Consider the following 13,230-nt stretch of genomic DNA (forward strand, 5'->3'; position numbering starts at 1 on the left):
GGTATGAAAAAAATTTACTCTCAATGTTTAACGGTTTTTTATTTCTTTTTAATCCTGGTTATTGGTGTTAATGAAGTAAATGCGCAAGTAATAAAACCGTTTAAAGAAAGAACTTCTTCTTATTCTCCTGCCAAAACAATCTATAAAATTAAAGGAGATTTTACGATGATAGGAAACACCAATCTTACTTTACAGAATTACGCTGTGGATAAAACAAATGGTTCAAATGCCATGGTTTATGTGGATAAAGACAATAATAATCAAACCCACAACTCTTCGGCAGCTACTTTAGATTTATTAAATGATAGTGGGGCAAAATTAACCAACTGTTATAATATCGTTTACGCTGGTTTGTATTGGACTGGAAGGGTTTCTGATGCTCTTGTAAGTCCTAATTCATTTACTGTAACTAAAAATGGAGTAACTAAGACTTTAGACAAAAGAAAAATCTTATTCAAAGGTCCAACCAGTAACAATTATAATGAATTTACTGCTACTGATATTTATTTTCCAACAAATGCAGATAATAATATTTACACCGCTTATGCTGAAGTTACAGACTATGTAAGAAACAATGGAGTTGGTGAATATTTTGCCGCTAATATTGCGGCAACTGAAGGAGCTGATGGAGGCGATATAGGAAAATTTGCGGGTTGGGGCTTAGTTGTAGTTTATGAAAACTCAGCAATGAAAAATAGAGACATTACTATTTTTGATGGTCATGCCTTTGTGAGTAATAATATTATTGCCAATTATACAATCCCGGTTTCCGGGTTTAATTCTGTAACCTCAGGTCCTGTTGGTATTAAACTTGGTGTTATGGCTGGAGAGGGTGATGTAAATTATGCAGGGGACAACTTTACGATTCAGAAACTAAACACTAACGAATATTTAGAATTAAGAACACCTGCGAATGATTATACTAATTTCTTTAATTCTTCTATCTACACAGGAGGAAATAATCGAAATCCGAACTTGGTTAATAATTCAGGAATTGACATTAGTATGTTTTACCTGCCAAATGAGAACAAAGATATTATTGGCAATAACCAAACCTCAACCTCTTTTAAATACGGGTCAAGAGTAGACAGTTATGCTATATTTTCTATCGTAATGGCTGTTGATGCCTACGTACCCGAAATTGAGGGGGTTCTTTCTGCTACAACTATTAATGGTAGTAATGCCGGCGCAGGTCCATACACGGTTTTACCCGGTCAGGAACTTGGCTATAAAGTACAAATAAAAAATAAAGGTACTGAAGCGATACAAAATGGTAAACTTGTTATTCCAATTCCTTATAATGCTACATTTGTTTCCGGAAGCCTCGCAAAAACTATAAATTTTTCTCCGCTTCCTACTCCAAATTCATTGACATATGAACCAACAATTGGTGCAAACGGATCAATAGTCTGGGATATAGGAACATTACCACTTCCTACAAATCCGGATACTGTTTTAGCAGAATTGTCATTCAAATTAAAATCTACAGAGAACTGTGCTTTGCTAAAAAATTCAAACTGTAACAATAGCATTCAGGTAAATGGTGTATTAAGTGGAAAAGGTGCAAATTCTACAGTAACTGTAGCCGACAAATCTTTAATTTTAGGGTATACTAACTCTGGAAACTGTACAGGAACTTCTATATCAGCACCGCTTCAGACTACAATAGACTCAGCAAATTATACCAATGCTAATTGTCAGGCAACACCGCCAACTATTGCATTTACTTTCTGTAATAATTCAATGACATCAATTCCGGTTACTGATGTAATAGGATCATTTCCTACCGGATCTACATTCTATAATGCTTATCCTATAGCTGCAGGTACAACAACTCAATACACAATTAACAATCCGTTCCCTGCAACAGTTGGAACTTCAACGTATTATGCAATTCCTCCCGGAGGAGCTAACAGTGGTTGTTACTTTCAATTTACTATAACTGTTGAAAGTATTACAACTATGCCGACTGTTAACTCTCCTGTAAACTATTGTATTGGAGACACTGCGGTTGCATTAACTGCAATTCCAAGCAAACCTGAATATACATTATACTATTATCAAACAGCGACTTCTACAGCTCAGCAATCTATAACTCCTTCGACTACTACAGTAGGACAATTTACCTACTATGTTGCAGAAGGAAAAACAAATGCCTGTATTGGACCTAAAAAAGAGATTGTAGTCAATGTAAATTCAAAACCAACACTTACGATAACGAATCCGCTACCTATTTGTGCTCTGGCAACTTCATTAGATTTAAGCGCTGCAAGTATTACTGCCGGAAGTACAACTGGCTTAACTTATACTTATTGGACTGATGCTACTGCGACTACGTCGTTTTCAAATTTTAATGCTGCAGTTCCCGGAACGTATTACATTAAAGCAACAAACTCTTCTAATTGTTTTGACATAAAACCGGTAGTTGTTACAAAAAGTACCATTACAATCACAGAGTTAACAGCATCACATATTGATGTAAAATGTTTCAATCAATCTACGGGATCAATTACAGTAAACAATGCTTCTGGCGGGGTCGCTCCTTACACTTATTCATGGAAGAAGAACGGTACAACTTATGAAGGTACTTCTCAAACTTTAAATAACTTAGGATTTGGAAATTATGAAGTTACCGCAACAGATGCAAATGGTTGTCAGGGAACATTAACAATTACTATCTCACAACCAACTGCGGCTTTAGCCCTTACAGATTCTTCTAAAACAGATGTTTCGTGTTTTGGCGCAAGCACTGGTTCTGTAACCGCAGGAACTGTATCGAATGCTGTAGGAACTGTGATCTATTCCTGGAAAAATAGTGCCAATGTTGAAGTAGGAACGACAGCAACTGTTTCTAACCTTCCTGCCGGAACTTATATTTTGACAGTAACGGATTCCTGCTCATCACAATCAAACACTGTGACAATCTCGCAACCAGGTGCAGCTTTAACCCTTACTGATTCTTCTAAAACAGATGTTTCTTGCTTTGGTGCAAGTACTGGTTCTGTAACAGCAGGAACTGTATCGAATGCTGTAGGAACTGTAAACTATTCATGGAAAAACAGTGCCAATGTTGAAGTAGGAACCACAGCAACTGTTTCAAACCTTGCTGCCGGAACTTATACTTTGACAGTAAAGGATTCTTGTTCTTCTCAATCAAATTCGGTAATAGTAATTCAGCCTACTACTGTTTTAAGTTGTTCTGTAACACAGAACAAAGCTGTTACTTCGAATGGTTTAAGCAATGGTGAAGCAACTGTAACACCAATTGGCGGTAATGGCGATTATACTTATTTATGGGACAATAATGAAACTACACAAACTGCTTTAGCATTAAGCGCAGGAACTCATTCTGTAACCGTAACCGATTCTAAAGGCTGTACTACAACTTGTACCGTAACTATAACCCAACCAAATATACTTTCCTGTACTATTTCTCAGGACAGTACTGTAAAATGTTTTGGTGAGAACACTGGTAAAGCCACTGTAACAGCTTTAGGAGGTAATGGAAATTATACTTATTTATGGGATAATGGTGAAACAACTGCGCAGGCTATTGCTTTAAGCGCAGGTTTACACACTGTAACTACAACTGATAAATTAGGTTATACCACTACTTGTACAGTTACAATTTCACAACCGCAAAATGCATTGAGTGCTATAAAAAGTCAAACTGATGTTACCTGTGGTGGAGGAAATAACGGTTCTGCAACAGTAATTGTTTCAGGAGGAACAGCCGGATATACTTATAACTGGAATACAACTCCGGTTCAAACAACAGCGACAGCAAATAATCTTACTTCAGGAAACTATACTGTTTTGATTACAGATGCAAATGGATGTAGTATTTCTGAATCGTTTACCATTCTTGATGGAGATACTGTTATTCCTGTAATAAATCCGTTACCGGAAACAACAACTATTAATTGTCCGGCTCAACCTGTTTTTGCACAAGCAACAGCTACTGATACTAATGGAAATATCGCTTCATTAACTTACTTAGATAATACAACACCTGGAAATTGCGCTGGGTCTTATACGATAACAAGAACCTGGACTGCAGTTGATGCATGCGGAAATATATCACTTCCCGTTAGTCAAACTATTGTTGTACAAGATACTACTGCTCCAACATGGACAACTCAGGCAGAAACTTTAGATAAAACAATTGAATGTAGTGATGCAACGGCTTTAACAGCAGCTCTGGCTTTGTTCCCAATTGCTTCTGATTCTTGTGATACTGATGTAACTAACATTGTAAAAGTAAGCGGTCCGTTTGTGGCTTCTGCTAATTGCAGCAATGCCGGAACTTATACCAATACATGGACTGTAACTGATGATTGTGGAAATGTGTCTGATACTTTCACACAAGTAATTACTATTCAGGATACTACTGCCCCAACATGGATAACTCAGGCTGGAACTTTAGATAAAACAATTGAATGTAGTGATGCAACGGCTTTAACAGCAGCTCTGGCTTTGTTCCCAATTGCTTCTGATTCTTGTGATACTGATGTAACTAACATTGTAAAAGTAAGCGGTCAGTTTGTGGCTTCTGCTAATTGCAGCAATGCTGGAACTTATATCAATACATGGACTGTAACTGATGACTGTGGAAATGTGTCTGATACTTTCACACAAGTAATTACTATTCAGGATACTACTGCTCCAACATGGACAACTCAGGCAGAAACTTTAGATAAAACAATTGAATGTAGTGATGCAACGGCTTTAACAGCAGCTCTGGCTTTGTTCCCAATTGCTTCTGATTCTTGTGATACTGATGTAACTAATATTGTAAAAGTAAGCGGTCCGTTTGTGGCTTCTGCTAATTGCAGCAATGCTGGAACTTATATCAATACATGGACTGTAACTGATGACTGTGGAAATGTGTCTGATACTTTCACACAAGTAATTACTATTCAGGATACTACTGCCCCAATATTTACAAGTAATCTTCCTTCTGATATTGAAGTATCTTGCGACGTTGTTCCTGAGCCTGCTGAAATGACAGCTTCAGATAATTGTAATGGCGATTTACCAATCGTATTTACTGAAACAAAATCGGATATCGTAAATGGCTGCACTTCTAATTATACTTTGACACGTATCTGGAAAACCAGCGATTGTGCCGGAAACACAACTTCGCATACTCAAATTATTAAAGTAAAAGATACAACTCCTCCAACAGGAACTGTTCCTGCAAATGTAACTAATTTAGCTAGTATTGACTTGATTCCGGTTGGAAGTCCTACAGATATTAAAGATGCTGCAGATAATTGCAGTCCAACAGTAAATATTATGGTAACAGATACGAATACTCCATGTGATGGAAACGTAACTATTATAACCAGAACGTACACATTAACAGATTGTGCAGGAAATAAAACGGAACTAACTCAGACTTTCAGTGTAAATTGTAAAGTTAAAAAAGTCATTGTTGCTAATGATGACAGTGCTGGTCCAATTGCCGGAGTAAATCACACTACTACAAACGTTTTGAATGTATTTTCAAATGATACTCTTGATGGTAATGCAGTAAATCCTTCAAATGTTATTCTTACAACAGTTACTCCTAATGATTATTTACATCTAAATCCTGATGGCTCTATAGATGTATTACCAAATGCTCCAGTTGGAACATTAACTATGGTATATCAAATTTGTGAAGCTGCTCAGACAGATAACTGTGATACAGCAACGGTTAATATTACAATCGAGGCACCAAAAATGATTGTTACAGCAACACCAATATGTGTTAATGATGTTCCATACATAGACTATGTGGTTACTCCCATAAACTTTACTCCTGTTGATGGTGTAACAATTACTTGGGCTGACAGCAATAACAATGTAGTTACAACTATGACAGAGTTACCTCTAAGTGGTCGAGTATTATGGCCTGGAGCAGTTGTTGACGGAAATGGAAAAGGAATCGACTGGCCGGGATGGATTTTTGAAAACAACAAATGGATTCAGGGAGCAGACGGATTCGAAAAATTACGTCCAACAGTTAATTTGACAATTTCACTAAATCCAAGTGAAACGATTACAATTAACTACCCTCCTTCTGATCCTTATTGTACTTCAAGACCAACATTTGCAATTGTTGCCAACGATGATAATCCGCCAGCAATTTCTGTACCTTCGACAGCTACAAATGTGATTAATGTTTTCACTAATGATACATTGAATAATACTGTAGTAAATCCTGCCGATGTAACATTAACGACGGTTACACCAGATCCCAAAGGAGTACTGACTTTAAATGCAGACGGATCTGTAACTGTTGCCGCCAACGCACCTGTGGGAACTTACACTTTAACGTATCAAATTTGTGAAAAAGCCGATGTAGGAAACTGTGATACTGCTATCGTAACTGTTATTGTTCAGGATGCTCCGGCTCCTCCAACTCCGGTTGTAGCAAATGATGACAATTATAACAATATTGGATGCAACACTTTTGGAGTTGTAGGTAATGTATTGAGCAATGATTTAAAAGGAGCTGTTCCTGCAACACTTCAATTAGTTGACTTTACACTTATTACCCAAAATGGTGACAAAACAAATCCAAACATTACAATAGACAATTCCGGAAATGTAACGATTTCAAGTTTAACACCAGCAGGAACTTACATTTACAGCTATAGAATTTGTGATAAATTAAGCAATCAAAATTGCGATACAGCAACCGTAACGATTGTTGTAGTTCCAAATGGAGTAACACAAATAAGCAGCGAAGCTTGTACTGATGATTCATCCTTGATTAACCTTACCAGTTTACTTCCGGAGGGTAGTCCAATTACGGGAACCTGGATTGATAAAAACAACTCAAATGCATTGCAGGGAAGTGTACTTAATCCTTTTGGTCTTGCGCTTGGAAATTATGCTTTCGAATATTTAATAGCCGACGAAAAATGTCCAAGAAGTATTGTCCTTAATATGGAAGTAAATGATGACTGTAAAGTTTTGGCTTGTGGAAAAGTTCTTGCTCACAATGCATTTTCTCCTAACGGAGATGACAAGAATGATATCTTCAAAATTGACAATATTGATGACACAACCTGTTATCCGGGCAATACCGTTGAAATATATAATCGTTGGGGAATCTTAGTTTTTGAAACCACTAATTATAACAATACGACTAATTTCTTTGATGGTACATCAAGAGGAAGAACCACTATCAAACAGTCTGATGGATTACCAACCGGAACTTATTTTTACATCATCAATTATAAGTCTTTAGATGGAAACAATACTATTCAGGAAAATAAACTTGACGGTTATTTATACCTATCAAGATAATAATTTAAGCAAAAAAACATAACACACTCTTTTACAGAATATTAAACAAAAACAGACAGAAATTTTGCTTAATTTTGAACAAAAGAATGCATTGATTTTCAATACATTAAAAAATCGGTGGTAATAATTAAAATAATAAATCTATTATGAGAACAAAATTATTTTTAATCGTCATTCTGTTAGTTACATATCATGGGTATACACAGCAAGATGCACAGTTTACCCAGTATATGTACAATACCATAAACATAAACCCTGCTTATGCAGGCTCTCGAGGCACATTAAGCATTTTTGCTTTACACCGTGACCAATGGGTTGGATTGGACGGAGCTCCCAAAACCAATACAATTTCTATTAATACACCAATCAATAACAGTAATATAGGACTTGGTGTTTCGCTGGTGAATGATAAAATTGGACCTACAAACGAAAATCAATTTTCTGTAGATCTCTCCTATAGTGTTCCAACATCAGAAGACTGGAAACTTTCTTTCGGTATAAAAGGGACAGCTGATATCTTTAATCTGGATATCGATAAACTGAATCCTGAAACAGCCGGTGATCCACAGTTTCAAAACTTAAATAATGATTTCTCTCCAAATATAGGAGCCGGGGTTTACTGGCATTCCAGCAAAGCCTACATTGGTTTATCTGTTCCTAATTTTATTCAGACCAATCGTTATGATGATAATGATGTAGCCATTTATAAAGACAAAATAAACTACTACTTAATTGGAGGCTATGTTTTTGATTTTTCTCAGGAAATAAAATTTAAACCTGCGGTACTAACAAAAATGGTCGAAGGAGCACCGCTTCAGGTTGACGTATCTGCAAACTTCATGTTTTTTGAAAAACTTACTTTGGGTGTTGCTTACAGATGGGATGCTGCAGTAAGTGCAATGGCAGGCTTTCAGGTTACTGACGGACTATATATTGGCTATGGTTTTGATCAGGAAACGACCAGACTAAGAAACTATAATTCGGGCTCACATGAGATTTTCCTGCGCTATGAGTTCTTCAAAAACAATGGTAAAATAACAACTCCTCGTTTCTTCTAAAAAATTGTATCATGAAAAACTATACACTACTTTTCCTAACCATTATAAGTTCTTTTTCATTTAGTACTTATGCACAAAAGGCAAAAATAAATTCCGGTGATAAGAAATATGATAATTACGCCTATGTTGATGCTATTAAAACCTATGAAAAAGTAGCTAATAAAGGTTACAAATCAGAAGATATGTTTAAAAAATTAGGTAACGCCTATTATTTTAATTCCAATTTTGAAGGTGCTGCAAAATGGTATGGTGAACTGTTTGCTATGAATACTACTGTCGAACCGGAGTACTATTACAGATATGCCCAATCACTAAAATCAACTGGAGATATTAGTAAAGCTAATAAAATGTTTGAAGAATTTAAGGCAAAATCAAAAAACGATTCGAGAGCCAAATTTTATAAAGAAGATGTAAATTACTTGGAACAGATTAAAGCTAATTCAGGAAGATATAAAGTTGAAGATGCAGGAATAAACAGCAAATATTCAGACTACGGATCATACGTTTATAACAACAAAATTTACTTTGCATCAGCAAGAGATACGGGAAATTTTACACAGCGCAAACACAAGTGGACTGGTGAATATTTTACAAATATTTATAATGCTGACGTAAATCCTGAAACCGGAAACGCCGGAAAAGTAAACAAATTCAAATCAGCTATTAATACCAAATTTCATGAAGCAGCTCCTGTTTTTACTAAAGACGGAAAAACAGTTTATTTTACCAGAAACAATTACATAGACGGAAAAAAAGGAAAAGATGAGCATAAAATTACTTTGATCAAAATCTACAAAGCGACTTTAGACGAAAAAAATAAATGGAATAATATTACAGAACTACCTTTCAATAGTGATAATTACAGCGTTGGTCATCCTGCTTTAAGCCCTGACGAGAAAACATTATACTTTTCTTCTGATATGCCGGGTTCTATTGGACAATCTGATTTATATAAAGTTACTATCAATCCGAACGGTGGATACGGTACGCCTGAAAATCTAGGAAACGAAATTAATACTGAAGGAAAAGAAACCTACCCATTTGTTACCAATGAAAATGAAATTTACTTTTCATCTGATGGTCATCCGGGATTAGGAGGTCTGGACGTTTTTGTTGCTACTATTGAAGATGATGGAAAAATCAGTAATGTTCAAAATGTTGGTGGTGACATCAACTCGCCTAAAGATGATTTTGCTTATATAATTGACACTAGTACTAGAAGAGGCTTTTTCAGCTCCAATAAAGATGGCGGACAAGGTTCTGACGATATTTATAAATTTCTGGAAACCAAAAGGCTTAAATGTATTCAGGAACTGGAAGGTATAGTAACTGATTTGGACACGGGAACCATTTTACCCGGAGCAAAAGTTACTTTATTTGACAATCAAATGAATGTTAAAAACTCAACTGTTACTGATAATTACGGAAAATATACATTTCCTGTAGATTGTGGTAAAGCCTATTTAGTAAGAGCAGAAAAACCAGAATATACCACAAAAGAATTAAGTGTAACTATTTCAAAAACGACAGGAAAAACTACTTTACCAATTGCATTAGAAAAATCAACCTGTAAAGTTACTGTTGGAGATGATTTAGGTAAATGTTTTGGAATTAAAATGATTTATTTCGATTTGGATAAATCAAATATTAGAACTGAAGCGGCTTTAGATCTGGAAAAAATATTAGTAGTTCTAAATGAATATCCAACCATGAAACTTGATATTCGTTCGCATACAGATAGCAGAGCGACTCATCAATACAATGAAGCTTTATCTGACCGAAGAGCAAAATCAACAATCAAATGGTTAATTAAAAATGGAATAGCACCAAATAGATTAACAGGAAAAGGCTTTGGAGAAACACAACTCGTAAACAAATGTGCCGATGGAGTTAAATGTACAGAAGAAGAACATCAGGCCAATAGAAGAAGTGAATTTATAATTACAGCATTATAAAACCAAAAACTATCTAACCACTAAAACTGCTTGTTATCACAGGCAGTTTTTTTATAATTAAAAAGTCGTTACAACTCTATGAATTGCAACGACCTCTAAAAAACCAACCTGTTCAATATACGTCTAAATCTTAACAAAAATGTTAGTGTAATATTTTTTACCTGTAGTAGCGTCTGTCGATACAGATATTCCGAAATGCGTAAAATCGCCTTCGATATTCTCTTTGTGGCCTGGACTCTCCAGCCAGGCTCTCAAAGCCGCTTCAGGAGTTTTATAGTTGTAGGCAACGTTCTCACCAACTTTTTTAGCTCCTAAAACATTTGTAATATTTTGAGATCTTGCAACAAAATCATTATGATCAACAACATTATTTTCGATCATATAAAGATTATGTTCTTCACATTTAAACGAAATATGATTAATTCTTTCCAAAGCATTTAAACCAACGCTTAGGCGATACTCGTTTATGAGCTTCATGGTTTGAAGTTCTGTATCGTTGTAAGTGTAATTTGTAACAAGCGCTGAGACAGGAGTATTATCCACGCTTCCTACGGCCGTATCTGCAGAACATGAGTTCATTGCGACTAGAATCGCAATGAACAACATGGTGCGCTTAATCTTTTCCATAATCAACAGCATTTTAGCGGTTTAAAGTAAATGTTGGGGCAAATCCTTTAAATTTATTTTTGAATAATTTCTCGTCTAATTTTCTATATCAAACATATTCAATTTACCGTTAAACTACAAAAAAAATCGATGAAATACATTCTATTTTTTCATAACAATATAAAAATCTTACAAATCAGGAAGAAAGCCGCTCAATTTTCCATGAAAAATCAGATTGACTTGTATAACGTATTCTGTCGTGCAATCTATTTGCTCTTCCCTGCCAGAATTCCACCTGTAACGGTGTGACAATATATCCTCCCCAATTTTCAGGTCTTGGAATTGATTTTCCGTTAAATTCAGTTTCTAGTTTTTTTAAATTTTCTTCCAAAAAATCTCTCGACGGAATTACTTCACTCTGATGCGAAACAATAGCTCCAAGCTTACTACCTTCGGGACGCGAATCAAAATAATTGTCCGAAATGATCTCAGAAGTTTTCTGTGCAATTCCTTTAATAATAACCTGACGCTCCATTTCCTGCCAGAAAAAAGACAAACAAACATTCGGATTTGCTTCTATCGCTTTTCCTTTTTCAGAATTATAATTGGTATAAAACACAAAGCCTTCTTCAGAGAATTTTTTCAATAAGACAACTCGAGATTTTGGAAAACCATCCAAACCAATAGTAGAAACGGTCATAGCATTTACTTCTCCGCTTCCGCCGAAATCTTCCACTTCATGAAACCATCGGTTAAAAAGGTTAATAGGATCTTCAGGAATACTGTTTTCCAGTAATTCGCTTTTCTCGTAAGATTTTCTATAATTACTTAAATCACTCATAATTTTTGATTTTAGTTTTATTTTGTTTGAAGTTTCAGGTTCTCAGAAAAACTTAGAATCTCAGTATCTTAGAATCTTAGCAACTTTAAAAATCAAAACTCAGTCCGTCATCTGCTAAAAGCACATTTGAAAAAACTTCCTCTGCTTCTTTCTTAAAAGGTTCTAAACCATCGTAACGCGTAGAATAATGACCTAAAATAAGTTGTTTCACATTTGCTTTTAAAGCAATCGTTGCCGCTTCTTTTGCAGTTGAATGAAGCGTTTTTTCTGCCAGTCGTGCTTCCGAATCTAAAAAAGTAGATTCGTGATATAAAACATCTGTATTCGCGATAACCGGAATTACTTCTTCATTATAAACAGTATCAGAACAAAACGCATAACTTTTTGCTGGTTCAGGATCAAAAGTCAGTTTTTTATTTTCAATAACAGTTCCGTCATCTAACGTAACATTACCGCCATTTTTTATTTTTTGATAATAGGCAACATGGATATCATAACTTTGAACGGCTTCAACATTTAGTTTTCGTTCAGCAGGTTTTTCCTGAAATAAATAACCGTTGGTATAAACACGATGTTTTAGCGGAATTGTTTTGACAACGACTTTAGCATCTTCAAAAATCACTTCACTTTCTTTCGATTCCAATTCATGAAAAAACAGACTATAAGTTGTCCAGGATTCTGTCAATTTCAATTGAAGCAGAATTAATTCCTTAATTCCTTTTGGACCATAAATATGTAAATCGGTAGTTCTTCCTAAAAGGGAAAAGGTCGAAATAGTGCCGATCAAACCATACAGATGATCTCCATGAAGATGTGAAATAAAAATATGATTGATCTTCGAGAATTTAATTTTATTCTTTCGAAGCTGAACCTGAGTTCCTTCACCGCAATCAATTAAAAATAGTCTGTTTCTAATTTCTAAAACCTGTGCGGTCGGATTGGTAAGTGTTCTGGGAGTTGCGGCGTAACAGCCAAGTATAGTTAATTTCATTTTCTAATTTTAGATTTGAGATCGCAGATTTTAGAATTGCAGTAAATATTTTAGAATTGCCGTAAATATTTTTAGATTCAGTTATAATCTAAAATCTAAAGTCTAAAAACTAAAATCTAAAATCCTAAGTCTCTCTCTATTTCTTCCATTTCGATAATATCGTGTGCTTCTAAAAGCGAAGGTACCACAACTAATTTATCTGAAATAGCATTAAAATCAAGATCAGTAGCCACAATTACAAACGATTTTTTTGCCTTTTTCTGTACTTTCGAAAGTGGTAAAAAAAGTTTCAAATCATTTTCTGAAACTTTATCAGACGATAAATCGATAATAATATTGTGCTTTTCAAAGGTTTTAAATTGCTGCGTTACTTTTTCCAAGAAAGCATTTACATCTCCTTGCGTATCTTTAATTGTAACGGTATGTCCTTTTTGATCTACTTTCATTTTATAATTTGTGGGCTTATATTTTATGCAA

General features: G+C 35.1%; 7 protein-coding genes. 3 read left to right on the forward strand and 4 right to left on the reverse strand.

Features of this window, described 5'->3' with window-relative positions:
* The first annotated feature begins 3 nt into the window (after positions 1-3).
* The 3 genes from HYN56_RS21855 (at position 4) to HYN56_RS21865 (ending at position 10,315) form a co-directional block, all read left to right on the forward strand.
* A complete protein-coding gene (locus tag HYN56_RS21855) occupies positions 4-7,302 on the forward strand; it encodes a T9SS type B sorting domain-containing protein (RefSeq protein ID WP_109194135.1) in 7,299 nt (2,432 codons plus the stop codon).
* A 146-nt stretch (positions 7,303-7,448) separates the two neighbouring features.
* Complete coding sequence (locus HYN56_RS21860) at positions 7,449-8,360, forward strand: PorP/SprF family type IX secretion system membrane protein (protein WP_109194136.1); 912 nt, start codon at positions 7,449-7,451, stop codon at positions 8,358-8,360.
* 11 nt (positions 8,361-8,371) lie between these two features.
* Positions 8,372-10,315, forward strand: a complete 1,944-nt coding sequence (locus HYN56_RS21865) for an OmpA family protein (RefSeq protein ID WP_109194137.1) — start codon at positions 8,372-8,374, stop codon at positions 10,313-10,315.
* Positions 10,316-10,438: 123 nt separating this feature from the next.
* On the opposite strand, the gene HYN56_RS21870 is transcribed toward HYN56_RS21865, so the two are convergent.
* The 4 genes from HYN56_RS21870 to HYN56_RS21885 form a co-directional block, all read right to left on the reverse strand.
* Entirely contained in the window at positions 10,439-10,942 is a 504-nt protein-coding gene (locus HYN56_RS21870; RefSeq protein WP_167398339.1) for a CAP domain-containing protein, read from the reverse strand.
* Between the two features lie 175 nt (positions 10,943-11,117).
* Positions 11,118-11,762: a pyridoxamine 5'-phosphate oxidase gene (pdxH, locus tag HYN56_RS21875; protein ID WP_109194138.1), complete on the reverse strand. Its 645-nt coding sequence runs from the start codon at positions 11,760-11,762 to the stop codon at positions 11,118-11,120.
* 85 nt (positions 11,763-11,847) lie between these two features.
* The gene (locus HYN56_RS21880) at positions 11,848-12,753 is read right to left on the reverse strand and encodes a ribonuclease Z (RefSeq protein WP_109194139.1); all 906 of its coding nucleotides are present in this window, start codon (positions 12,751-12,753) and stop codon (positions 11,848-11,850) included.
* Between the two features lie 116 nt (positions 12,754-12,869).
* Positions 12,870-13,199, reverse strand: coding sequence for a ribonuclease Z (locus tag HYN56_RS21885; RefSeq protein WP_109194140.1), 330 nt, complete (start codon positions 13,197-13,199; stop codon positions 12,870-12,872).
* Positions 13,200-13,230 lie beyond the last annotated feature (31 nt).

This window comes from Flavobacterium crocinum (assembly GCF_003122385.1).
Lineage (GTDB): Bacteria > Bacteroidota > Bacteroidia > Flavobacteriales > Flavobacteriaceae > Flavobacterium > Flavobacterium crocinum.